This window comes from Coleofasciculus sp. G1-WW12-02 (assembly GCF_040219735.1).
Classification (GTDB): Bacteria; Cyanobacteriota; Cyanobacteriia; order Cyanobacteriales; family Coleofasciculaceae; genus Coleofasciculus.
This window is the reverse complement of record NZ_JAVJRX010000072.1, coordinates 1-24,927: the sequence shown is the minus strand read 5'-3', so window position 1 is coordinate 24,927 and position 24,927 is coordinate 1. Positions and strand designations below refer to the sequence as shown.

Sequence of the window (24,927 nt, the reverse complement as noted above, 5' to 3'; positions counted from 1 at the left end):
CCATTAATATCAACTACCCATGAAACTGCTTAAATTCTTTGTCGGCTTTTGCTTAGGCATTACCCTCCTCATCGTTCCCCTCAACCAATTCCACAGCAACCCCCTCAACAGCGTCCAAACCCTAGCCGTCCAACTCGACGGACGCAAAAAGCCCCTTTACGCCGTCGCCAAAGAAACCGTCACCCAAATTCACGGTCGTTCCACCTATACCCCCCAATCCGGGCAGAAACTCGACACCCTCAACACCTACCTTTCCCTCTGGTTTAATGACCGGGATTGGAACGCAGAACCCTTTATCCTCGTTAACTACCGCCCCCTCAAAACAGACATCGGTCTCGACCCCGAACGCAAATACTTCACGTTTGCCGAACTGATACGGTCTGGCTTGGGGGCAAAAGTGCAACAAGCCCGCCAAAAACAAATCGCTGACCTCGACCTCACTCGCGACGACCAAGAAGCCCTCACCATCGAGGATCGCCTCGCGTTGATGCTGCAAACCGTCGGGAACAATAACTTGCCTTTGATTCCTCACCCCAACGACCCCAAAGGCACTTGGGTCAGCTTAGAAGATGCCCAACAATACTACGCGGCTGAAGCAATTGCACCCATTGTGGACGAGTACCAGTCCCTGCGCCAAACCTATCGTCTCACATCTGAAGATACTGGCGCGATCGCGAATATTGCCAATCAACTGCAACAAGATATTCGTTCCCTCAGCCCCAAAATTTACCCCACCTCCGCCCCCCTACAACGAGAAGTGAACTTTTATTCCCTCCAGCCCTTTGCTAAGGCTTGGCGGGTCTATATCGCTGCCTTCTGCGTCATGTTAGCGGTTCTCTGCTTCAAGAAATTTAACTTCTACTGGGGTGCAATAGGTATCTTTACCGTTGGTCTAGGGATTCAAGGTTACGGCTTCCTCGAACGCATGGTCATCTCCGGACGACCTCCCGTCACCAATATGTATGAATCCGTGATTTGGGTCGGCTTTGGGGTTGCCCTCCTCGCCCTCCTGTTTGAACTCATCTACAAAGCCAAATACTACCTCCTCGCCGCCGCCCCCCTCTCCGTGGTCTGTCTCCTTCTCGCTGACGGTTTACCCGCCGTCCTCGACCCCAGTATCAAGCCCCTCGTCCCCGTCCTCCGGGATAACTTCTGGTTGAGTATTCACGTTCCCACCATTACCCTCAGTTACGCTTGTTTTGCCCTCAGCATGGGGATTGGTCACATTATCTTGGGTCACTACCTCCTCGCCCCCCAAGCGACTGGTCGTATTCGCCAGCTTTCCGGGTGGAATTACTCCCTACTCCAAGTGGGTGTTCTGTTACTCACCACAGGCATTATCCTCGGTGGCATTTGGGCACACTTCTCCTGGGGTCGCTTCTGGGGTTGGGACCCGAAAGAAACCTGGGCGTTGATTGCCCTCCTTGCTTATCTCGTTCCCCTTCACGGTCGCTTGGTAGGCTGGTTAAGTCACTTTGGCATGGGAGTCGCCGCTGTGGTTTGCTTTAATGCCGTTCTCATGGCGTGGTACGGTGTGAACTTCGTCCTCGGAACTGGATTACACAGCTATGGCTTCACCACAGGCGGGTCGCAATTGATGGTTGCAAGTATCGTGGGCTTAGATTTACTGTTCGTCCTCGCCGCTACCATCCGCCATAAAAAGTGGTTTTCTAGTATCCAGTTATCAGTCATCAGTCAACAGTCATCAGTTGTTGAGAACCAACAACAAACAACCAACAACAAACAACCCATAACCAACCATCAATAACAAAAAATAACGAGGTAAAAACAATGGATCGCCGTCAATTTTTAGGTTGGACAGGAATCGGAATGCTAGCTAGTTCTTTTCCTCTGGTCTTAGCCGCTTGTAACAATGATGAAGAAGAAACAGCCACCACCGAACCCGCAGCCAATACAGAAGCAGAACCCGAAATCGACCGTTCAGTACGAGAAGATGGTTTCCAGGCGGTGGGAACAATCCAAGACCTCGAAAGCGAAGGTCGTATCCTCGATAAAATGGCAGATGTCCTGGTCATCCAATCGCCCCAAAGCCAAGAAATCGCTGCCTTTAACCCTCTTTGCACCCATCAAGGTTGTACTGTGGCTTGGAACGCCGAAGCAACCCGATTTGACTGTCCTTGTCATGGTTCTCAATTCGATGCGTCTGGAGAAGTGGTTTCTGGTCCTGCAACGAAACCCTTAGCCAGTTATGAAGTCAAAACTGAAGATGATTGGGTACTGGTGAAAGTCTCCTAATTTGAATGTCACTGACTGGTATGCTGGTGGGCATTGCCCACCCTACTTTTTTTAGGAACCAAAGGACTTTGTAGTAATGACAGTTTTAACGCCCCAAGAACTCCTACAACAGTTAAAACAAGGCAAACAGTTTAAAGAAGCAGAACTCAGTCACATTGACCTCCACGGAGAAACACTGAATCGCGCTAATTTTGAACAGGCTTATTTACGCGGCGCAAATTTGGCGAAAGCGTCTTGCCAGCAAACAGATTTTACCCAAGCGGTTTTAATTTTTGCGGATTTGTCTGAGGCGAATTTAACTGCCGCTAATTTAGAAAATGCAAATTTAACCAGTGCGAATTTAACGGGAGCAAACTTTAGAGCAGTGCAAGCTCATAAGGTGAAGTTACGTGACGCAAAATTAGACCGTTTAGAAGCACCCTATTCCCATTTTATTGAAGCCGATTTAGAAGTTGCTCGCGGTATAAACTTAAATTTTAGCGGTGCGAATTTTTCTAAAGCAAAATTGACGAGTATTCAGTTGTTTCAGGCGAATTTTAGTAATGCTTCTTTACGGGAAGTAAATCTCATGGATGCTACTTTGGGTGAAATATCAGGGCAACAAATTAACCTTGTGAAGGCTCTTTTAACTCATAGTCGTTGGTCAAATTCTGATCTCACAGAAGCAGATTTAATGGCAGCCAAAGGTAAATCTTGTCAGTGGATCGATCTGATTTTACGGGGTTCGGATTTATACAGTACTACTTTAACCCATTCTCAATTAACTCGCGTTGATTTTAATCATGCGTCTTTACTTTCGGCGAATTTAGAAGGAACTCATTTTACAGAAGTTAATTTTACTAATGCCAATTTACAAGATGCAAATTTAGAGAAAACAATTTGGCAAAATGTTGATTTTTCTAATTGTGTTGTGACGAGGGCGGTGTTTACTGATGCTCAAGGCTTGACGGCTGAACAGAAAGAATGGCTACACCATCACGGAGCTTTAAATATTCCCGATTAAACTTATATTTATAGGGGGGATAATACCCACAATTTGCGGTTAACTGTTCACTCTATAATTGCTGTAAAAGGTTGGCTAAAACAGCTTTAGGAACTTTGCCATAAAGGGTTTTTTGGGGAATGCCTTGAGGGGAAACCAGGGTAAATTGAGGAACGCTCCTGACGTTATAGTGTTGGATTTGCTCTGACCATTGGGGATCGTCAATGTTGAGCATCACAAAGTTGATTTGAGACGATTGGCTGTCATGTAACGCTTTAATAGTGGGAGCCATCGCTTGACAGGTAGTACACCAATCAGCGTAAAACTCAATGAGGGTCGGTTTAGGGTTTTTGAGGGCAGTAGAGTAAGCTACAGATTGTTTCGCCAGGTGCTTGAGTTCAACTAATCCGGTGAGGCTGGAGGGACTTCTTAAAGATAAGGCAGAAGCAGGATAAATGAAGCTAAAAAGGGTTAAAATAAAACAGGCGATCGCGCAAAAGTTGAGCAAAACATTTTTTATTTTCATGACTTTTTTACTGATAGTAATACGCCAAAAAAATGTGAATAACAAGCATAACACAAAACACGCTGACTAAAAAAATGTGAGTCGTCAGCCAAAGCGATCGTAAACTGCGAATGAGTTTGCCTTTAGGAATCCCTGGTGTTTGCTTAGAACCTTCAACCTTTCCGGCTTTTGCCAGTTGTAAACCAAAATACCGTTGTGGCGATTCGACAATTCCAGTTTCAGCGACAACGCCGACTAAAGCAGATAGCGTAACGAAAAAGAAAACCCACAGAAACACAGCGTTAAAGTTGAACCCATTTGCCCCAATGGTATGCACTAGGGTAATGCCTAATAAGCCAACTCCCGCGAAAATATGCAGGCTACGCCAAAATTGCATCGAACCGGGGAGGGGAATTTTAATCTTCCAGCCGCGACTGCGTTTGCGGAGGGTTAATACCATTTCAAGAAAGACGAAAGCTAGGGCAGTAAAGCCGGTAATTTGTTTGTATAAATTGCCCTGTAAAAGCTGGAGTAAATCGAAGGCGTCTTCCCGCAATACTTCGATATACATCGAACTTAGAGCAAAGGGAGTTAGCAGGGCAACACAAACAAAAGTTAGGATGATGAGGGTCGAAAAGTTGGGCTTCATAATCGGTTTGTCTTCCCAAAAGAGGGATAGGTTCATCCCTCTTTTTAAATTAAAGAGAATTAGATATTATCCACGGGCAAATTGATAATAATACCCCCCATTACATCCCCCATTTCAAATTGTTTGTCGGGGTAGCGTTCTAAGTGAACGGGGTGCGTGTTGTGACAACTAATACAAGCTTCAGCAACCGCTTTATCGGGATACACGGCAGAAAAATACTGTTGTCCGCCAATTTCTTGATAATCTTTGTAAGGTTCGCCTGTATCCACCACGGCTTGCATCGCGGTTTTTTCAAATTCGGTTTTGGGGGCTTGGCTATCGTTGATATTCCAAGGAGAAATCAAGCCGTAGGTAAAAAGCCCTTCTTCGGCGGCAATTTCTGACCCTAAACGGAACATTTGAGCGGGTAAGGGAATACCGTCAGTTTGTTGCCAAGTTTCGGTGGCTTCAGCCGGAACAACACCGTCGTCTTTTTCTTTGCCTTCGAGGGTTTTTAAGCGGTTAACAACGTGTTTGGTATAGGCGGTTCTATCTGCGAGTAAAACCGTGTGAATATAGTCGGCTACCACTTCAGGAGAAACGCCTGCTGCGGCTTGGGGGGCTCCACTACCACCATTGCCGCCACAGGAAATAATGGTTAAGCAAATGGTGAGGGATAAAGCAATTAAAGCAACGGTTTTGGTTTTGAGGTGTTGCCACCAATAAGATGCAGTCATCATCGTTGAATTTCCTTGTAAAAAGATGAGCAAATGTGAGAAAAGCTTGGGTTTACTGACTTGTTCTGCGTTTTTCGAGATCGCGGACTAATTCAAAGGTTTTTAACTCTAAATGTGGGGGCTTATCGAAGTTCGCTTCGACTAAATCATCGTCAAAGATGCTGTTGTAAGAATACTCGACCCCATGACAATTGAGACAGACTTCTTTGACCATGCGATCGCGCGGTAAAAGAGTATAAGTGTTGTTGTGATTGACTAATACCGTTTTACCTCGTTCTTGACGCGGTAAGTGGCAAGTAGCACAAGTTACAGATTCCGTACTGGGTCGAATTAAGTCTTTTTGCTTGGCAAAAATTTTAGCGTGTCGCGAGTTTTCGTAGTTCAAGGAATGGGAGTCATTGTGGCAAGATAAACAGGAATCCACTGATGCTTTTACCGTATTTACCGAGTGAACGTTGTGACAAGCATTACAATTCATAAATTTATCTTGTGCCGATTTTTTCATCGGCAACTTTGCCATAGCCGGGGTGAGGGGCGATAAGCCTTCATGGATTCTAATCCCATGCTTTCCCCAACCAAAAGTTTCCACGGCAAATTCATGACAGCTTTGACAACTTTCGAGGGTGGGTTGAGCAATAAATTGTTTGGTTTTTTCGTCTTGATGACAACTCGAACAATTGACTTGTGCCAAGGCGTGAGCGCTATTTTGCCACTGTTGGTCTATTTTTTGCAGTTGTGCTTCTGTGACAGAATTGGCACTCGCGATCGCGCCCCCAGGATATAACCAAATTAGCACCGCTAACCCCAAGGCTAGAATTGGTTTCACGATCGTCCCTCCAAAAACTCGTCGCTTAAATCCGGTTTGGGTGCGGTTTCCACGGTGGCTGTCACGGTGCGTTGGGGTAAACCGGGTTCGGGTAGCATGGGTGGTTCATCGAGGTGTTGGCGGATAAAACCCGTTGAAATCGAGCGATGATCGTGGAAGTTGTGACAACCCGCCGTCCAACAACCATCAGGAGAAAAGCCCGTATGACTGGCTAATTCGCCTTCAATTAAACCTTGATGACAAGCCATACATAAATCGGGTTTGAGATGAACGCCACGCCCAAACATATAAACGTGTTCTTCGTGACAAGCCGTGCAAGTTAGCACATCAACACGAGTTAATAATTCCGCCCAACGCGGATCGCGAAACTTCTTAGCACCGTGGGCATCTTCGGCTAATTCGGCTTCGTGACAACGATTACAAGTTTCGTTAGAAACAGGTTTAAATCCTTCGTGGCACGAATTACAAGAAACCTCAAACAGATAATGACCATCTGAGGTTTCTCCGGGCAAGAAGATGCTGCGTTGGTCGAGGGAAAAAGCCGCACCGAACCAAATACAAAGCAGAATGACAACGCCAATGATGGCAGTGCGTAGCGAAAGAATTTTGAATGCAGAGAATTGACCAGATTGGCGCGTCATAGTTTACCCAAAAATCCGTTGAGTAAAATAAGGTAGTGCTGATGCTTTACGGAAAAATACAATCAAGTGCTGACTCCTGAATGAGCATAAAAAATTTATTTCTTGCTTCAGCCTTAAGAATAAGCTAAGAGGTTAAGAATCGGGCTTCATTTTGTCCGCCATTGCTTGAGCATCGAGATTCAGATCTTCGGCGGAATAGTCAGCACCATCAAGCATTATCTCGGTAATTGCACCGTAAGCATCAACCCAAGCTTGTTTAGTTTCCGGAGTCCAATCAGCCTTTAAAAATTGCTCAAAGGTCATTAATAAAGCATTCCCAACTAAGGGATAATGTTCGGGAAGTGCGCCGTATTTAACGTGCCGCGCTCCTAAGCCTTTGAGGGAATCACTCAAGACTGCGGGTTTGCGAAGGTTTTCGACAACTAAGACCAAAGAAACTAACAGCTTTTTGCTTTGTTCTTCCATGTTAGTGTTAGCAAACAAAGGCTTGGCTTCGGGATAATTCGTGAATAAGTTAGTATAAAAGCTAGAGGCAAATTCATTGGCGTGAGGTTTGACTTTGCCAAAGCTTGTTTCCAGCAGTTCAACGTTTAGTGACATCGCTTTGTTGGGGTGAATTTTACGGTAGGTCAAAAAGTTATGGCAAAAAATTGGGCAGTTTATTTAACCCGAAATTCAGGAGATTTTGAGATTTATGGATTGGGGTTAATTTTTTAGCGACTGTTTTAATTTGCCACCTTAGTGTTGTACGCAAAAAAAAATTTTATTAATGTAAAAAGGAATACAAAAAACCTTGAATGTTTCCTTAATTGCATTGTAAAAATGCAAATTCTGCATTTGAGCAGCCCAGTTGAGTTGTCTCGATGCCACAACAATCCCCTAGGGCGATCGCGCTCAAGGGGTGACAAGATAGCTAAAAGGATACAGGGTGTAGGGTATGGGGTGTGGGGTGTAGGGTGTTTGAGAGGCGATGTGTCGCACTAAGGCGGTAAACAATCCTTCTTTTGACGCTCCTCTCCCTAAAGGTGAGAGGATTCTTGGTTCACGGACACACCTTGCAATTATCTATCCTTTCGGTAATACTTAAACCAAATACCCGTAGAGTACTACTAAGTATCGAGCTTAATTTAGATAACCCCAGAGGGAGCCTGCTCCCCAAGCGTTTAGGTACTTACTAAGAGTGTCTAACACATCCGTTTCTCTCTTTCCCTACGTTCCTGTCCGCCCGACAGTACGCTTGTCTTTAGTCTAATGATTGACTAATTTTTTTACTTTTCTGGTATCGGCACTCGTTTAAGCCCATGCGTTTTTCAAGAGGTCTTTCGCTCCTCACGTACTAGCATCACTTTACGTGATAGGTATCAATTGCTTGATTGGCGATATTCACGAATTTTCGCCTGTGCTAGACTACTTTTATAGTATACACTCATGAGATAGAATATTCGGAAACCTTGAAAATCCCGATGGCAGGGGGAGGCTTGTAACCCTATTATCCGGTCAGAAAAATGCTTGGCAATCGTGGTTTACATAACTTCATTAATCAGCGATCGCGCTTGCCAAAATTTCGCTAACCCAGATTGCGTCTTCAGGTGCAAGGGCGGGTTTGACAGGTTGTGAGTAATCAATGGCTAGGTCAAATCTAGCACGCTCATACATCTGATTAAGTAACTGTTGTAGGTCTACTATGGGTTCAGGATCATCTGGACGTAAGGGGACAGGAAACGCTGGAATCGGTTCTTTTAAACCAAAGGTATATAAATCGGCATCCGGTCGGTAATATCCCCGACTAACCAAGATACGATAACCTGTCTGAGTATAGCCAATAATTGGCATTGGTTTGCCAACTCTGAGCAGATCAATTTCAACGAAACTGGTTGTTGATGCCAAAATTTTCTGGCGTTTATTTTGATACGCCTCTCGACCATCCTTGGCAGATTTATTTTTGGGAGAGAGGATTTCTATTACAGAGACAACAGCGCCCGTTTGGGTTGATCTAACCTCTAAAAATCGTTCAGTAACCTGTTCCGGTACAGGGACTTTAACCGGAGTGGGTTCAGCTAACTGGGTAGCCGTGACTGTTGCACCAGTACGAGTGGAGTCTCGACGAGAAACCGCCACATCTGCAATTCCTACGAGTAACGAGTCATTGATGCTGGTATAGATGCGTTCCTCAATCGCCACCCGATATTTAGGAACGATTTGAGGGGTAATGGCATCTGCTACCGCCACAATAAGTCGATTATGGACTTGATGCCATAGGTCTGGCAACTCCAAGTAGGGGTTCATTCCTGGGAATGGATTGTGCATTATTTTTTGCCTAAATCATGCCCCAATACTCTTATAGCTTACTGCGATAGTACTATTGGTTGCTTGACAAAACCCAATGGAGCCAGTTTTTTGTTTCCCCCAAAGTTAGTTCAAGTTCTAAATCCAATCTAAATGTATCGGTTATTCCTGCTTGCAGTTTACGGTTGTTCCTGTGCTATCTAGGTAGTAACACAGTAACGTTCTCCCTTAGTTTAGTAATATGTCTGACAATTTCCAATCTTCGGCTCAACTTCCACCAACCAGCGCCATCCAAAGCCATTCGTTAACCGCCACAACCGAACACTGGTTTGAATATCCGGTGCGGGCACATCCTCACCACAGTGATTATGCAGGTGTGGTTTGGCATGGTAATTACTTAACCTGGATGGAAGAAGCACGGGTAGAATGCTTACGGTCTATTGGCATCGAGTATGCTGACTTAGTGGCGATGGGATGTGAATTACCCGTGGTTGAACTCTCTGTGCGCTATCACCGTCAGCTTCGCATGGGTCAGACGGCGATTGTCAAAACCCGGATGACAGATATGGACGGAGTCCGCATCTATTGGGATTACCAGATTCAATCGCCCGATACCAAAGAACTCTATGTAACCGGTCGGGTGACGTTAGTGGCGGTTGACCGGGAGAAAGGCAAGATTTTGCGAAAATTACCGTCAGCCGTCAAAGATGCACTCGTGAAGCTTTCCCTTTAGTGTCTGTGATAGTTTACGACTCACTATGATTTGTCAATTATGTGAACGAGAGGTTGAGCGTTTAACTATTCATCACCTAATTCCTCGACAGAAGGCAAAGAAGAAAAAAGTCGAGACAATTCCCACTGCGATGATTTGTTCTGCCTGTCATCGGCAGATCCATTCTCTGTTTGATAATACTCACTTATCCCAAGAACTCAATTCTTTGGAAAAGCTAAAAAATGAACCTCAAATGCAGAAGTTTTTAATCTGGGTGCAGAAGCAAGACCCTTCTAAACGGGTACGAGTGCATCGTCAACATTTCTAGAGCTAGAGTGTTGATTGCCAGGAATCAGGAATCTATAAAACAGCAGTTGATTCTCCAAGGCGCAACGCGATCGCGAAAAACCCAATATCTTCGGTACAATCTCAAGGGTAATGGTTTATCCTCAACGCTTGTGAGTTCTCATCCCACCAACCCAATCCAGACTCATCCAGACTCAGCCGCCCCCAACTCCATATTCCCCGGAGAAGTCTTTGCCAAGACAGCTGAGTTTGATCTTTATATCCGGCAACTCTTACCGCGATATGATGAAATGCTAGAGGCGATCGCACGCTGTATTCCGCCTCAGGCGAAACGTATACTGGATTTGGGTTGTGGGACTGGCGAATTGAGTTTCAAGGTACTCCAGCGCTATCCCCATGTACAAGTCGTCGGCGTTTAACTCATAGGTCAGGTTCAAGTCCTGCGGCTCGCAATTGTGCGGCTAATCGCTCTGCTTTTTGACGTTCTTGTTGGAGTTGTTCTTCCGCAACAATTGCCCGATTTTGGGCAGCTTGTAACTGTTGCTGCACCTCTAGATAATCAGCAAACGGTTGACCGTCAGGGCGGTAAATCACTAATGTTTCTTCAGTGAGTTCAAAGCGAATTCCCAACCGCGAGGAAACCCAACCATTCATCTGATCAATGACATCGAGCCACGATTCTGAGCGCATCCATCCCATTAAGCGATTTTTATAGGGATCGTAGAGATAGTATTCTTCGACTCCATAGCGATCGTAAAATAACAACTTCCGGTTCATTTCCTTGCGCGTGTTTCCTGGAGAAAGAATCTCAAACACAACCTGGGGAGCGATATCATTTTCTTGCCACTGCTGATAAGAACCTCTGTCTACTTTAGGCACTCCAAACACGATCATCACATCTGGGGCTTGACGCAATTTGTTATTCCCTTCCTCCGGATACCAAAGTAAGTCTCCCGCCACGAAAACATTATTGTCTGAGGCAAATAACCAAGCTAAATTATAATAAATGGCGTTAATCCAGCGAAATTGAATCGTATTATCTGCCATCGGTTGTCCGTCACTATCAGGATAAATGATTTCGCTAGCGGTTTGGGACAGCAGTTGTGTTGTCATAGTTGCTTTTCAATTAGCTGTACTACTGTGTATTTTATGGCTGTTTTTATATTATAATTAGCAAAAGTTTAGTTATAGCAGTAGACACATCGATTAGGACAAGTAGAGACGTTCCGCCGGAACGTCTCTACCATAAGATGTGTCCTAACTTGTGTCCTTACCGAAAAAGGGGTAGTTAACCCGAATTTAGTATTAGTTGGATTTTTGGGATCTACCCAAATCGATAATAGGCTCGCATCCCTTACTAGGAACTACGAATGCCTGGAATATGATTTATGGACTTTCTTCCCCTTCCGGAAGTGGTTCGGGAAAATCGGGTGTCTCGTTATTACCAGGGGATGCAGTTGGTGCAGGTGTAGGCTGTTCACTTAATGTGGCAAGTTGCTTGACTTGATCTTTGTACTCCTGCGGTGCGAGAGAAACCGCCGTGGTAAATAAAGGCTTAGCTTCTTCCGTTTTCCCTTGTTGGCGGAGAATTAGTGCTTTAGCCAATACCGGGCGAAAATCTTGGGGGTTGTCTTCGATCAGTTGATCATAAATGGTGAGGGCTTCTGTAAAACGTTGTTGACTCAGGTAGACTTCACCTAACAAAAGTTGGACGGAACTCACATCCACTCTACCGGGTTGAGTCTGATTCTGTTGTCCGGCATTTTTGATCGTATCTTGCAATAAACCAATTGCCGCTTCTGGACGGTTTTGCTGAATATACAGGGCGGCTAATCCTTTCAAGGCATTGATATCTCCGGGCTGTGAGGCTAAAATTTGACGGTAGGCTTGGGCTGCACCTTCGCGATCGCCTGTTTGTTCTTTCGCTTGAGCTAGCAACACCCCAAATTCCGGTTGGTCAGGATTCAGTTCAGCTAAGGCTTCTAGGGGTGCGATCGCGCCTTGAACATCCCCTAGCCGCAGTTTTGCCTCTAATAATCCCCGCAACGCGGTTTGATTTTGCGGTTCTCGCTGTAAAACCAGTTGATACCCTTTGGCTTGGTCTTCGAGTTGAGTTTGCTGTTCTGTTGATAGGCTGGGTTGGGTATTCGGTGTGGCGACAGCAGAAGGCTGATTGCTCTCTAGGACAGTTCCCAACAGAGGAATAATTGATACACCTACTAATGCTAAAACTGCCAGCCCTAACACGACTTTGATCCAAACCCTGCGTTTTTGAGACACAAAAATTCCTTGAACTCTACTGACATTATGAACGCCTTGCCGTCTTTTGTGCCTCCTCAGTAGAGATTTCTGCTATCTTAATTAAGATGAAACGATATCTGAACGTACTACAGTTGTTCTGGAGTACTGCCCTCGCCGCTGAGCTAGAGTATCGCCTCAACTTTCTGATTGCTGCCTTAAGCAGTCTAGGAAACTTAGTGGGCAGTGTATTTGGGTTATTTTTGTTTTACCGCACGGGCTATACCTTTCAGGGCTGGAGTTGGGAAGAAGCCTTAGTGATTCTGGGGATTTTTACCTTTCTGCAAGGGTTTGCGGCGACGCTGCTGAGTCCTAATCTCAATCGCATTGTCAACCATGTCCAACAGGGTACCCTGGACTTTATCCTGCTTAAGCCGATTAGTTCTCAATTTTGGCTGTCATCGCGCACCCTGTCTCCTTGGGGATTGCCCGATTTAATTTTTGCTGGAATACTTCTAGGATATGCAGGTGAACGCCTTGAGGTCAGTTGGTTTAATTACCTCTTGGGCGCAGTTCCCCTGTTTTTTGGTCTGATCAGTCTTTACAGCCTCTGGTTTATACTCGGAGCCACGAGTATTTGGTTTGTCAAAATTTACAATGTGACTGAAGTGCTGCGCGGGTTTTTGGAAGCTGGGCGTTTTCCGATGGTGGCTTATCCCGCCGTTTATCGATTTTTCTTTACCTTTGTCGTCCCTGTGGCGTTCTTAACTACGATACCCGCAGAGGTGATGCTTGGTCGCGGTGAGTTGGTCTGGGTGGTTGGTGCTGCTATTCTGGCATTAGGATTACTGCTAGCGTCAGGTATCTTTTGGCGGTTTGCCCTACGGTTTTATACCAGTGCGTCGAGTTAATTAGGGGAATGTCATTCGTCCTTTATCAAGGAATAGGGAACTTTTAAAGGAAAAACAATGCGATCGCAATGGGACTGTTTACTACAAAATTTAGGCGAATGGCAAGGTTCATTTACCCGCTTTTCGCCACAAGGAGAACCGTTGACGGATACGCCAACGGTTGTCAGCTTAGAGGGACTCAATCAGAATCAAACGGTGCGCCAGGTAATTCGTCGCTATCCCCCTGATCGCGCCGTAGAGGAAACAGTCTTAGAATACAGTTCCTTAGCCAGAAGTGTGCTAGTCTTCGAGACGGGCGCTTTTTCTCAAGGCTCAATGCAGTGGGGTCCTTTTTCCGAATTTGGTGCTGAATTAGGCTTAATTGCCGGAAATCGTCGCCTGCGGTTAGTGCAACTCTACAATAAAGAAGCTCAACTGTCTCAGTTAACCTTAATTCGGGAAAAACGCGCCGGAACCGATACCCCAGAACGTCCCCCCCTAACTGTTGATCAATTACTGGGAGAATGGCTTGGCGAAGCCATCACCCTCTATCCCGACTGGCGTTCGCCAGATACCTATTCCACCCAACTCACGATTGAACGTCAAGACAGCAACCACCTCATCCAACGGCTAACCTTTGGCGTCGGTGAATCCGTTCAGACCCTAACCTCCAGTGCTAGAATTGACGGAGCAATACTTCATTTCCAGGACGGCGCATTACCCGTTCAAGTGTTACTGCTTCCCGATGGCGCGTCTTCTAACTGTCCATTAACCATTAAATCTGGTCACAGTTTCGTCCTAGAAGTCGGTTGGTTAGTCGAACCCAACCTACGCCAGCGACTGATTCGTCGCTATAGCGATCGCACCTCATGGGTAAGTTTGACGTTAGTCAGGGAGCAACGAGTAAAAAATCTGGCGTAAGCAGTTATCAATGATCATTATCAGTGGTTGCTGCTAAACCTATCGCTCACCACCCTAAAAAATAATCAATCATGACATCATTAATCTAGGCAACTTTCACGTTTATCGAACTTGGCGAGAAGACCCCAACTAACCCTCGACAGGTATAGTTGGGGAAAATGTTAAAGTAATCGGTAGACCCTTACTATCTAATAGTAAGTAGTTACCCAGCGTCACAGTACCCAGGAGGGAGGGTGAATATGTGGACAGTCTTGGCGAACCAATTTTTAGGGTCATATATTCCTCATGGACATTGTTATCTTTGGCAGCCAAGACTGGTATGGCTTCATCTATTGTCTGATTCGTTAACCGCACTGGCTTACTATTCGATTCCGGTAACCTTAGTGTACTTCGTCCACAAGCGACAGGATTTGCCCTTTGACTGGATGTTTTGGTTGTTTAGTGCCTTTATCTTGGCGTGTGGTACTAGCCATATTATGGACGTGTGGACGCTATGGCATCCCGACTATTGGGTCAGTGGAGTCATCAAAGCAATCACCGCGATCGTTTCCCTGTCTACAGCCGTACTGCTGGTGCAATTAATTCCCAAAGCCCTAGCATTACCCAGTCCGGCTCAACTCGAAGCCGTTAATCGCCAACTTGAACAAGAAATCAGAGAACGCAAAACGGCAGAAACACAATTACAGCATACCCTAAAACGCCTCACCTTTCATGTGGAAAATTCTCCCTTGGCGGTAATTGAGTGGGATAGTGACTATCGAATCCAGCGCTGGTCTCCACAGGCAGAACAAATGTTTGGCTGGACAGTTGAGGAAGCCGTAGGTCGGCAGATTAATGAGTTGCAACTTATTTTTGACGACGATAGGGACGCGGTAAACGTGGTCATGAAGAATTTATTTGACGCGAGGACTCCCCGTTGTATTTGTTGCAATCGCAACTACACTAAAGAGGGTTCGGTCATTGATTGTGAATGGTATAATTCAGCGCTTTGCGATGATGACGATAATTTAGTCTCAATTTTGTCCTTGGTTCTGGATATTACCAGTCGCAAGCAAGCGGAAACTGCGCTTGTGCAAGTCAACGCGGAATTAGAACATCGAGTTGAAGAACGAACCACTCAATTACAGCAACTTAATCAGGATTTAGAACAGGAACGCCAGCAACTCCGACAAATTATTACCGTTGCACCCGTGGCGATGGCTATGTTTGATCGTCAAATGCGCTATTTGGCTCACTCTCAACAGTGGCTCACCGCTTATGGTTTAAACGAAAAATCCCTGATCAATCGGTGCCACTATGATATATTTCCCGATCTACCAGAACCTTGGCGAGAAGACCATCAACGGGCGTTACAAGGAGAAATTATTACCAAGAGTGAAGATGTCTGGCAACGGGCTGATGGTAAGACAATTTATGAACATTGGGCAATTCATCCCTGGTATACCCCAACTGGGGAAGTAGGCGGAATTGTACTTGCCTGTTTTCCAATTAATGAGTTAGTAGAAGCGCGAGAAGCGGCTTTAGCAACGGCACGGCTCAAGTCTAAATTTCTGGCAAATATGAGTCACGAAATCCGCACTCCGATCAACGGTGTCTTAGGGATGATGCGGTTACTCTTGCAAACGCCTCTAAACCCGCAACAAGTTAATTACACTCGAACGATCGAAAGCTGTGCTAAACATCTGCTCACGGTGATTAATGATATTCTTGATGTTTCTAAACTAGAAGCCGGTAAAATGCTTTTGGAGCAGATCGACTTTAGCTTAGACAGTTGCCTGGATTCTGTGATTGATGTCTTAGCGGTACAGGCAGAGGCAAAGGGTTTAGAATTAGCAATCCTGGTTGAACCTAATGTTCCTCGGCAGTTACAGGGTGATCCAGGACGTTTACGTCAGATTCTGTTGAATCTGGTGGGTAATGCAATTAAGTTTACGGATGCAGGGGAAGTTGTGGTGCGGGTAGCGGTCAGTGGGCATCAACCCACAGATACCTTATGTCAATCTTCGATTACACTGCGATTTGCTGTTACTGATACCGGAATTGGCATTAGCGCGGCTGATCAATCCAAGTTGTTTCAAGCATTTTCCCAAGTCGAGGCTTCAACAACGCGACGCTATGGGGGAACGGGTTTGGGACTGATGATTTGTCAGCAACTGGTTGAGTTGCTGGGGGGTAAAATTGGGGTTAAGAGTGAGATAGGTCAAGGCTCAACGTTTTGGTTTACCGTACCCGTTAAGACACAACCGCTACCGCCCGCCCAAGCTGTTCCCTGGGCACTACGCCAGCTCAAAATCTTGGTAACAGCAGAAAATGCGACAACTCGCCAAACCGTGCGATCGCTTGTGGAAGCCTGGGGGATGCAGATTGATGAAGCCACGGATAGTACCAGTACTATGGATACCTTACGGAATGCGGTGACGCGATGCCATCCCTATGATGTAGCTATTCTGGATTTGCAACTCCCTGGGAGTCAGGGTGAATGGATTGTGCCGATGATTCGCTGTAATCCCAGTTTGGCTTCCACTAAATTGATTGTGATGACAACGATGCATCAACTCGATGCGGTGCAAGAGTTGGAATCGATGGATATTTTGGGCTACCTGATTAAACCCGTGAAAGCGTCACAGCTATGGGAGAGTCTATTGGGTACGGTGACGCCTGAGAAAGATCTGGAGAATTGGCAAGCCATTATCCATCAACCCACTCGTCTTAATCACCCGTCCAACTTGAAAATTTTACTGGTTGAAGATCATCCAGTGAATCAAACTGTGATTCTCAACCAGATGCAAATGCTGGGTTATGAACCTGAGTGCGCCAGTAACGGCTCAGAGGCTCTGGCTAAATTACAAGCCCAATCTTACGATATTGTGTTTATGGACTGTCAGATGCCTGTCTTGGATGGTTATGATGCCACTCGTGAGTTACGACGCCAAGAAGGGTCAAATCGTCATACGATTGTGATTGCTTTAACGGCTAGTGTCATAGAGAGCGATCGCGAAAAATGTTTGGCGGTGGGGATGGATGACTTTCTCACTAAACCCTTTGAGCAAGCTACCTTACAGGCAACGATCGAACGTTGGGCAAAGTCAGGGGAAGCAGAGGGAGCAGAGGGAGCTGGGGAAGCTGGGGAAGCTGGGGAAGCTGGGGAAGCTGGGGAAGCTGGGGAAGCTGGGGAAGCTGGGGAAGCTGGGGAAGAGGAAATTAATTTGAGTCGTTTGGCGTCTACAGACTTCTACCTTGATGACACATTGTTCGATACAGAACGTCTAGAGGTGATCTCCAGAGGTCAAATCATCCTGCAAAAGCAACTCATACAAGCCTTTATGAAACATACTCAACCAGGACTCGAACAAATGTATTATGCTCTCCAGATTCAAGATTTCGAGATGATTGAGCAACAAGCGCATCGGCTCAAGGGTGCGAGTGCGAATATTGGCGTGCGACTCATTCCCAAAATCGCCGCCCAATTAGAGCAACAGGCGCGGGACAAAAGCTTAATCGGTGCAAATGAGCGACTGGATTCCTTAAAACGACAATTAGAGAAAGTGCAAACGTTTCTGCTTAGCACAGTAAATTTGAGGTAGGATGGGCAAGATGAAGCAACGTCTATGTAGGGACGGGTTTAGGGATCAATCTTGATTATTTCCCTTGATTGGGATATCAAACCAGCCCTCTTGCCACAATCTGTCCAAACAATCTTCATTCGATAATCTGTAGCTCGCACATTTTGATCCGCTTGCCAGACACCCAGTCTGCCAAGTTGCGATCGCGTCTGAAGCAGGTTCTTGAACTGGATTAGGATAGCCATTCATCAATGTCTTTTGAGCGTGTTGCTTCAACAAGTTGACGCCAAATAGACAAGCCAGACTTGCCCGAACTATCTAGAAGCAATGGGCAAGAAAATCTTTTAGGACAGTCGAAAAAAAATGAGGCAGTATTCCTCACTCACAATTGTTTCTTATCTCATCGGTCCGACGCTAATTATCTTCAGCCATATCGGCTCGTTGCTAGTTCTAGTGACTGGCTTATCCTGGGGCGCTCTGGTATGGATCATATTGTTATATGTAATCCGTATGCTGGCAACGACGAGCATCTACCATCGACTGCTCACCCACAAAAGCTATCAGGCTCCTGCTCCAGTTCTATGGGTGGGATGTATTGTGGGGGCGGCGGCGGGGCAGATGGGTCCTAGTTGGTGGAAAGCGCACCATGTAGCCCATCATCAACATGTTGAGCAAGATCTCGATCCCCATTCCCCTTATACACCGATTCAGGGGATTGGAGGATTCTATTGGTCTCAAGGGGGTTGGCTCTTATCCCCCCGGTTCTTTCCTGACAAGCTGCCGATGGATGTTGAGAATGATGCCATTTTAAGGTTAATTGACCGTTTGCACTTTATCCCTTTAGTGGCACTTGGGGCGATTTCCTATTTCATCGGTGGTGTCGAATATCTCGGTGCATTTTTTCTCAGCACAACTCTGCTTTTCCATGGCGTGCAAACCGTCAACTCCCTTTGCCATATTGTGGGTAAACAACCGTTTATCACCGACGATCTCAGTCGAAATAATCAGTTGGTTGCATTTCTAACTTTGGGTGAAGGCTGGCATAATCTCCATCATGCTTTTCAGTCCTCCAGTCGCCATGGTATCACTATTCGTTCGGGAAAGATTGTCTATCTTCCAGACCCCACATTTAGCTTCATTAAAATGCTTGAGTTCCTCAAGTTAGCGTCAAAGCTGAGACTGCCGACTGAAACCAATCTTCTGGCGCGTTCTAAGGAGCGAAGTTTTCCGCATTTAGAGTTGCTAGCTGCTGTAAAAACCTCGGTAGATTCTTAACGGTTGAATATTAACTAGACACGGCATTTGCGGTTGCTATAAATAGCAGAGACTTAGCCGGCTAAGTCTCTACACTATTGTCGCTGAAAGTTAACTCACCACCGACGGTTGTTTATTAAAGAAAGCCTCTCGCACTTGTTCCGCCATTTGGGAAGGCGTTAACCCTAAAGCGGCTTTCGATTCATCGGGTTTAGCATGGTCTACTAACTTATCAGGTACACCAAACCGCTTCACTGACACTAAAACATTATTGTCCGATAACGCTTCAGCCACGGCTGACCCAAAGCCCCCCATTAAGCACCCTTCTTCTAAGGTAGCTACCTTACCGATTCGCTGCGCTAGGGGCAAAATCAACTCCGTATCCAAAGGCTTGACAAAACGAGCATTAACCACGGTTGCTTCAATTCCGTGTTCGCTCAAAATCTCCGCCGTTTGCAATGCCGGATAGACCATGGAACCATAGCCAATCAGCAGTATATCATCGCCATTGCGGAGAATTTCCCCTTTGCCAATGGGTAGCGCTTCCCATCCTTCCTCCATTAAGGCAACTCCATAACCATTACCCCGTGGATAACGCATAGCAATGGGTCCATCGGTGTAATTCACACCCGTCACTATCATCCGTTGCAGTTCAGCTTCATCTTTGGGTGCCATGATCACCATATTGGGAATGCAGCGGAGATAGGCAATATCATACATGCCTTGGTGTGTAGGACCATCGGCACCGACAATACCGGCGCGATCTAAGCAGAAGAACACGGGTAGGTTTTGGATGCATACATCGTGAATGATCTGGTCATAAGCCCGTTGTAGGAAGGTGGAGTAAATTGCCGCCACGGGTCGCATTCCTTCGCAAGCCAGCCCTGCGGCTAGGGTAACGGCGTGCTGTTCGGCAATTCCGACATCAATATATTGTTTGGGCAGTTTTTCCTGGAGTTTGGTCAACCCTGTCCCCGTCGCCATAGCGGCGGTAATGCCGATAATTTTGGGATTGTTTTCGGCTAATTTGACCAAAGTGTGGGCAAAGACTTTAGCATAGCTAGGGGGTTTAGGCTTGCTGGATGGAATTGCTTTGCCGGTGGCTAAATCAAAAGGGCTTTGGGCATGATAGCCGACTTGGTCTTGTTCTGCGATCGCGTAACCCTTTCCTTTGGTTGTCACCACATGCACCAAGACAGGACCTGAATAGGTGTGTGCTGCTTTGAACGTCGAAATCAAGTCTTCTAAGTTATGACCATCCACAGGTCCCATGTAGGTAAAACCTAGTTCTTCCAAAACCGCCCCTACCTTGGGTACAGCTAACCGCTTCATCCCCTCTTTTACCCGCTGCAATTCTGGGGTCAAGGATTCCCCAAACAAGGGAAAATGCTTGAACTGTTCCTCTAAATTATCCGCTAAGAACTGCATCGGCTTACTCAGGCGCACTTTGTTCAGAGAACGGGAAATCGCGCCCACGTTGGGAGAAATGGACATTTCATTATCATTGAGTACCACCAACAGTCGGGTGTTAGGTAAATGTCCAGCATGGTTAATCGCTTCTAATGCCATACCCCCCGTCAAGGCACCATCCCCAATCACCGCTACTGTCTTGAAGTTTTCCCCTTTTAGATCTCGCGCCAGCGCCATCCCCAAGGCGGCGGAAATACTGGTAGACGCATGACCCGCACCAAAGTGATCAAACTGACTCTCACAGCGCTTGAGGTAACCAGCAACCCCATCCTTTTGCCGTAGGGTGTAAAAGCGATCATAGCGTCCCGTAATCATCTTATGGGGATAGGCTTGGTGACCGACATCCCAAATCACCTTATCCCGATCCAAGTCGAGTGTCTGATATAATCCCAGGGTCAGTTCGACAACCCCTAACCCAGGACCTAAATGACCACCGCTTTTGGCTACAGTTTGCAGATGCCGTTCCCGAATTTGACGGGCAATTTCCTCAAGTTGACGAATCGACAAACCGTGTAGCTGGTTCGGATGGGTAATTTCACTGATATGCATATCGTCGTAATCTTCTTTAAATCTCTACTGGATATTATTTGTCTATTTGATAGTCTAAAGTATGTGATGTACCCAGCGCAGCCTGTTTCTTTGGTCTGTGTTGGAGGACGGCGTGGGCTTAGAGATGTCTTGAATAAGACACTCCGAGTTTTCCGGCAAGATGGAATTTGTCTAAACTCCAGTACCAAAAAGAGGGGGAGTAACTGTAGTTAACCCCCATGTAGTGTGACAGGTTAGCAGGGACTGTCTACCTCTTGGGGATCTTCTGCTGCTATGGATCGGGTGCAGCGCCAATTACTCGGAAGTGCGGAGGGCCATCCCATCCGCAGGGCTTCTGGACAGACGCTGTGTATGGTAAGCTGACAGTCAATAAGCTGGAACCCCTCCTTTTCCACCTGCTTCATTGCCTGTTTTAATATCGAATCATTCTTAAATTCAATGGTCTGGTTACACTGAATGCACACCAGATGATGGTGATGATTAGGGAACGGCTGATTCAGTTCGTAGTGTTTATGTCCTTCGGCTAACTCCAATTCCCGCAGGATACCCATGCGAGCCATCAACTTGACGCTGCGATAAATTGTGGATAAACTAATTGGCTCTCCCCGCTTCTCCAGCAAATGGAAGAGTTCCTCGGCGCTGAGATGGTTTCCTCGGGGAAGGTTCTGAAAAACGTGGAGAATCGTTTCTCGCTGCGGCGTTAACCGCCAACCCCGGGAATTGAGTTCAGCTTTAAGTGAAGCGGCTGTATACGGAGGCATAATCACCCTCTCAAAAAAACCCGATTATTGACAATGATAGTGACTGACGCTACCTATTTGCAAGAAAATCGGTTAATTGAGAATAAATTGCACGAACGGATTGGTCATAAGTCATTCATCATTCGTCCTGGGTTAGGGAACAGGGAACGGTAAGGTAGAATTTTGAGTTAACGCCCCCACCTCCCCTGCTTCCCTTTTGCGATCGCTGGAAACTACAATTGAAGTAGAGGGGCTTGCATGGTTCCCGTCATGGCAGGTATCAATTAAACAAAGAATATTGCTTTCCATGGGAAAAATCCTACCGATTAACTTTTGTCATGACCCTACCCTAGCTTAAGCAACGATTTTCTTGCTCCAGCCATTCTCTTCCCTCAAGCCAGATTGCTGTCACTGACCCCCAACAGCTCAGACAAGATAATGTCCAAATTCGATTCCTATTTAAGATGTTCTTTTTGTGGTAAGTTCTCGGAACAGGTTAATAAGTTGATTGCCGGTCCTAGCGTTTTCATTTGTGATGAATGTGTAGAACTGTGCAACCAAATTTTAGAGGAAGAACTGCTTCAATCTCATGGAGAAAGCCTCAACTACCCATCCTTAACCGCAGAGCCCCCTTATCCACAACCCGACTATTCCCCTCGTCAAACCCGGTATCACTTGCTCAAGCCGATTGAAATTAAACAAGCGCTAGACCAGTATGTCATTGGTCAAGACCAAGCGAAAAAAGTTCTCGGTGTCGCAGTTTATAATCATTACAAACGCCTTAACCTGGTTCAAAATAATTATGACTCCAGTGGATTGGATGACAACATCACCCTGCAAAAGTCCAACATCCTATTAATTGGTCCGACGGGTTGCGGTAAAACCCTTTTAGCTCAAACTCTCGCCAACCTGCTTAATGTTCCATTTGCCATGGCTGACGCCACAACGCTTACAGCAGCAGGTTATGTAGGGGATGATGTGGAAAATATCCTGCTGCGGCTTTTACAGGTGGCTGACTTCGATATAGAAGCTGCTGAGCAAGGTATTGTTTATATTGATGAAATTGATAAGATTACGCGCAAGAGTGAAAATTCCTCAATGACGCGGGATGTTTCGGGTGAGGGCGTTCAGCAAGCCTTGCTGAAAATATTAGAAGGAACTGTGGTTAATGTACCGCCCCAAGGAGGGCGCAAGCATCCCTATCAAGAGTTTATTCAACTGGATACGAGTAATATTCTATTTATCTGTGGGGGGGCTTTTGTCGGGTTAGAGCAAATCATCGAGCAACGCATTATGAAACCTTCGATGGGCTTTGTTCAACCAAGTCAGACACCTTCGCCCCAACTGTCTTCATCGGAATTGTCCAAACACTTAGAACCGGACGATTTAATCAAATTTGGGGTGATTCCAGAAATCATTGGGCGCTTACCGGTAATTACCGCTGTGGAATCCCTGAATGAAGACTCCTTAGTGGAAATCTTAACCCAACCCCGCAACGCCTTGGTCAAGCAGTACCAAAAACTCCTGAAAATGGATAACGTGCGCCTGGAGTTTCACCCAGAAGCCCTCCGCGCGATCGCACAAGAAGCCTTTCGCCGCAAAACTGGGGCTAGGGCGTTGCGGGGAATTTTAGAGGAGGTGATGTTAGAAGTTATGTACGAGGTGCCATCGCGCAAAGATATTACCCGTTGCGCCATTACCCGCGAGATGGTTGAGAAGCGCTCCGCCGCCGAATTGTTAATCCATCCCTCTTGGTTACTTAATCCTGAATCAGCTTGAAGATAGGGAACGGTTGTATGTATGTAGGGCTTGCTGCACCACTCCCTCTGCTCCCCCATCCCCCCTAACCCCCCTTTGAAAGCTATGCATTAGTCACATCTTTCTTAACAATCCACAAGTCTTATGGTGTCTGGGTTGGGGAGCAATGCTTAATATAGCTTAAAAAATAAATAGGGCTGTATCCAACCATCGGGCTTGGGTCGTTGTTTTTTGTGCAAAGGGTTCAGAGTGATCGGGAGCATCCCGTTTTGGACAAAGCATGACCTAAAGTAACGCTTTTTGCTTGGGTTTCAGCCCCATTCAAGGAGCCAACCTGCCAAATTGGGATGCTCCCGAGTGATCGGGAGATTCTGGTAGAAGCTTGTCACTCACCACACTCAATCTTGGTATCGTAGAGCTGCTTGCTGCTTTGATCATACTTTTTTTCCAGTCAGAGTGCGATCGCGTGCCAGAGTGTGATCGCACCCAAACAGTTCCCACTCACGTACTAGAGCGCTAGTCCATTAATAGTCAAGAGCCTGATGGGGATGTGTAAAAGTAGAGGCAACCTTGGCAGCAGGGGGTGCAAGTTTAATCAGCAAGTGTTTGATTGTTGACAGGGAGGTACTTCAATGAAAGCTTGGGCAGTGGAGGAATTACAATATGCACAATTGGGGGACGTGCGCCGTAAAAAACGACTAATTCGCATAGTCAGTGATTTAGCAACACAACCGAATGCCAGCGTACCGCAAGCTTCGGGAGATTTAGCCGCCACCCAACTGTGGCAGATCGAGAAGCCGACATCTACGAGTTGTTTATGCAGCCACGCCGCCCCAATAGTGAGTTTCTCATTCGTGCTCAGCATAACCGCTCAGTCAAAGCAACTCAAGAACACCAACATATTGAGCGTCTTCAGCAAGCCATTCGTCAAGTTCACCCTTGTGGTCAGCTCACCCTAGAACTCAGACGCCATCCAGAACGCCTTGCCCGTCAAGCTCACCTGACCCTGCGTGCTACCACCCTCGAGTTACAAACTCCAGTTACTCATCCACAGCGACAGCACCTTCAACCAATTCGCGTTCAGGTAATTTTGGCAGAAGAAGAAAACCCTCCCTCTGGTGTGTCATCGATCAGTTGGTTACTCTTAACCACTCTGGCGATTACTTGTTTTGAGGATGTGGTGCAATGTTTACGTTGGTACAGCTATCGCTGGTTAATTGAGCGCTATCATTACGTCCTCAAAAGTGGTTGTCGTTTAGAACAACTGCAATTGGAGAGTGCTGACCGCATCCACGCCCGCTTTAGCCACCTACACGATTGTCGCTTGGCGCTTATTGTGGATGACTTACTTAGCTCGTTACCATCCTGATACTCCTGCAGATACCGTGCTAGAAACCCATGAGTGGCAAGCCCTTTACTGCACCATTCATCAGACAACTGTTCTACCTGATGTAACCCCTAATTTAAGGACTTGTGTGCGGTGGATTGCTCAATTGGGTGGGTTTTTGGCACGCAAGCATGATGGAGAACCGGGCGTGAAAACCCTTTGGCAGGGTCTACGACGACTTCATGATATTGCACAGACTTGGCTTTTACTTTCTCACTCTACTGCTACTTGTGTCAAGTCAGATTTTGTTAAGAAAGATGTGACTAATGCATAGCTTT

Annotated in this window: 22 protein-coding genes and 2 pseudogenes; 12 read left to right on the top strand and 12 right to left on the bottom strand. The window is 46.3% G+C overall.

The features are described from left to right. The first annotated feature begins 19 nt into the window (after positions 1-19). From RID09_RS12510 to RID09_RS12500, 3 genes are all read left to right on the top strand, one after another. Complete coding sequence (locus RID09_RS12510; RefSeq protein ID WP_446336268.1) at positions 20-1,768, top strand: cytochrome c biogenesis protein; 1,749 nt, start codon at positions 20-22, stop codon at positions 1,766-1,768. Positions 1,769-1,791: 23 nt separating this feature from the next. After that, a complete protein-coding gene (locus RID09_RS12505; protein ID WP_446336267.1) occupies positions 1,792-2,256 on the top strand; it encodes a QcrA and Rieske domain-containing protein in 465 nt (154 codons plus the stop codon). Positions 2,257-2,332: 76 nt separating this feature from the next. After that, positions 2,333-3,259 (top strand): pentapeptide repeat-containing protein, encoded by a 927-nt coding sequence (locus RID09_RS12500; RefSeq protein ID WP_446336266.1) that lies wholly within the window; start codon positions 2,333-2,335, stop codon positions 3,257-3,259. 52 nt (positions 3,260-3,311) lie between these two features. On the opposite strand, the gene RID09_RS12495 is transcribed toward RID09_RS12500, so the two are convergent. The 7 genes from RID09_RS12495 to RID09_RS12465 form a co-directional block, all read right to left on the bottom strand. Continuing rightward, entirely contained in the window at positions 3,312-3,764 is a 453-nt protein-coding gene (locus tag RID09_RS12495; protein WP_446336265.1) for a thioredoxin domain-containing protein, read from the bottom strand. Between the two features lie 7 nt (positions 3,765-3,771). Further along, positions 3,772-4,392 carry a hypothetical protein gene (locus RID09_RS12490; protein ID WP_446336264.1) on the bottom strand — a complete coding sequence of 207 codons (621 nt, stop codon included), beginning with the start codon at positions 4,390-4,392 and terminating at the stop codon, positions 3,772-3,774. Between the two features lie 59 nt (positions 4,393-4,451). After that, positions 4,452-5,111: a Tll0287-like domain-containing protein gene (locus tag RID09_RS12485; RefSeq protein WP_446336263.1), complete on the bottom strand. Its 660-nt coding sequence runs from the start codon at positions 5,109-5,111 to the stop codon at positions 4,452-4,454. Between the two features lie 49 nt (positions 5,112-5,160). Beyond that, positions 5,161-5,934, bottom strand: coding sequence for a hypothetical protein (locus RID09_RS12480; protein WP_446336262.1), 774 nt, complete (start codon positions 5,932-5,934; stop codon positions 5,161-5,163). Then, positions 5,931-6,575: a cytochrome c3 family protein gene (locus RID09_RS12475; RefSeq protein ID WP_446336261.1), complete on the bottom strand. Its 645-nt coding sequence runs from the start codon at positions 6,573-6,575 to the stop codon at positions 5,931-5,933. Before RID09_RS12475 ends, RID09_RS12480 begins: the two co-directional genes overlap by 4 nt. A 132-nt stretch (positions 6,576-6,707) precedes the next feature. After that, complete coding sequence (locus RID09_RS12470) at positions 6,708-7,175, bottom strand: globin family protein (RefSeq protein WP_446336260.1); 468 nt, start codon at positions 7,173-7,175, stop codon at positions 6,708-6,710. Positions 7,176-8,111: 936 nt separating this feature from the next. Continuing rightward, complete coding sequence (locus RID09_RS12465) at positions 8,112-8,882, bottom strand: DUF4058 family protein (protein ID WP_446336259.1); 771 nt, start codon at positions 8,880-8,882, stop codon at positions 8,112-8,114. Positions 8,883-9,102: 220 nt separating this feature from the next. On the opposite strand from RID09_RS12465, the gene RID09_RS12460 reads away from it, so the two are divergent. The 3 genes and pseudogenes from RID09_RS12460 to RID09_RS12450 all read left to right on the top strand — a co-directional run. Then, positions 9,103-9,594, top strand: coding sequence for an acyl-CoA thioesterase (locus RID09_RS12460; RefSeq protein WP_446336258.1), 492 nt, complete (start codon positions 9,103-9,105; stop codon positions 9,592-9,594). Between the two features lie 25 nt (positions 9,595-9,619). After that, complete coding sequence (locus tag RID09_RS12455; RefSeq protein ID WP_446336257.1) at positions 9,620-9,901, top strand: HNH endonuclease; 282 nt, start codon at positions 9,620-9,622, stop codon at positions 9,899-9,901. 130 nt (positions 9,902-10,031) lie between these two features. After that, positions 10,032-10,295: pseudogene (locus tag RID09_RS12450) on the top strand (class I SAM-dependent methyltransferase); the annotation flags it as partial. Positions 10,296-10,299: 4 nt separating this feature from the next. Here the strand turns inward: RID09_RS12450 and RID09_RS12445 are convergent. Both RID09_RS12445 and RID09_RS12440 read right to left on the bottom strand, forming a co-directional pair. After that, positions 10,300-10,992, bottom strand: a complete 693-nt coding sequence (locus RID09_RS12445; RefSeq protein ID WP_446336256.1) for a Uma2 family endonuclease — start codon at positions 10,990-10,992, stop codon at positions 10,300-10,302. Between the two features lie 273 nt (positions 10,993-11,265). Beyond that, positions 11,266-12,159 (bottom strand): tetratricopeptide repeat protein, encoded by an 894-nt coding sequence (locus RID09_RS12440; RefSeq protein WP_446336255.1) that lies wholly within the window; start codon positions 12,157-12,159, stop codon positions 11,266-11,268. Positions 12,160-12,245: 86 nt separating this feature from the next. Here RID09_RS12440 and RID09_RS12435 point away from each other — a divergent pair, with 86 nt between their 5' ends. The 3 genes from RID09_RS12435 (at position 12,246) to RID09_RS12425 (ending at position 17,512) form a co-directional block, all read left to right on the top strand. Next, positions 12,246-13,028: an ABC transporter permease gene (locus RID09_RS12435; protein ID WP_446336254.1), complete on the top strand. Its 783-nt coding sequence runs from the start codon at positions 12,246-12,248 to the stop codon at positions 13,026-13,028. Positions 13,029-13,085: 57 nt separating this feature from the next. After that, positions 13,086-13,928: a DUF3598 family protein gene (locus RID09_RS12430; RefSeq protein WP_446336253.1), complete on the top strand. Its 843-nt coding sequence runs from the start codon at positions 13,086-13,088 to the stop codon at positions 13,926-13,928. Positions 13,929-14,167: 239 nt separating this feature from the next. Continuing rightward, on the top strand, positions 14,168-17,512 hold the full coding sequence (locus tag RID09_RS12425; RefSeq protein WP_446336252.1) for a response regulator: 3,345 nt from the start codon (positions 14,168-14,170) through the stop codon (positions 17,510-17,512). A 38-nt stretch (positions 17,513-17,550) separates the two neighbouring features. Here the strand turns inward: RID09_RS12425 and RID09_RS12420 are convergent, their stop codons facing one another. After that, positions 17,551-17,736 carry a hypothetical protein gene (locus tag RID09_RS12420; protein ID WP_446336251.1) on the bottom strand — a complete coding sequence of 62 codons (186 nt, stop codon included), beginning with the start codon at positions 17,734-17,736 and terminating at the stop codon, positions 17,551-17,553. Between the two features lie 118 nt (positions 17,737-17,854). Here RID09_RS12420 and RID09_RS12415 point away from each other — a divergent pair, with 118 nt between their 5' ends. After that, positions 17,855-18,766, top strand: coding sequence for an acyl-CoA desaturase (locus RID09_RS12415; protein ID WP_446336250.1), 912 nt, complete (start codon positions 17,855-17,857; stop codon positions 18,764-18,766). Positions 18,767-18,856: 90 nt separating this feature from the next. Here RID09_RS12415 and dxs read toward each other — a convergent pair whose 3' ends face one another. Both dxs and RID09_RS12405 read right to left on the bottom strand, forming a co-directional pair. After that, on the bottom strand, positions 18,857-20,764 hold the full coding sequence (gene dxs, locus RID09_RS12410) for a 1-deoxy-D-xylulose-5-phosphate synthase (RefSeq protein WP_446336249.1): 1,908 nt from the start codon (positions 20,762-20,764) through the stop codon (positions 18,857-18,859). A 233-nt stretch (positions 20,765-20,997) separates the two neighbouring features. Further along, positions 20,998-21,525, bottom strand: a complete 528-nt coding sequence (locus tag RID09_RS12405) for a transcriptional repressor (RefSeq protein ID WP_446336248.1) — start codon at positions 21,523-21,525, stop codon at positions 20,998-21,000. A gap of 417 nt (positions 21,526-21,942) precedes the next feature. On the opposite strand from RID09_RS12405, the gene clpX reads away from it, so the two are divergent. After that, entirely contained in the window at positions 21,943-23,283 is a 1,341-nt protein-coding gene (clpX, locus tag RID09_RS12400; protein ID WP_446336247.1) for an ATP-dependent protease ATP-binding subunit ClpX, read from the top strand. Between the two features lie 611 nt (positions 23,284-23,894). Further along, positions 23,895-24,923 (top strand): annotated as a pseudogene (locus RID09_RS12395) (IS4 family transposase). The last annotated feature ends 4 nt before the right edge of the window (positions 24,924-24,927 follow it).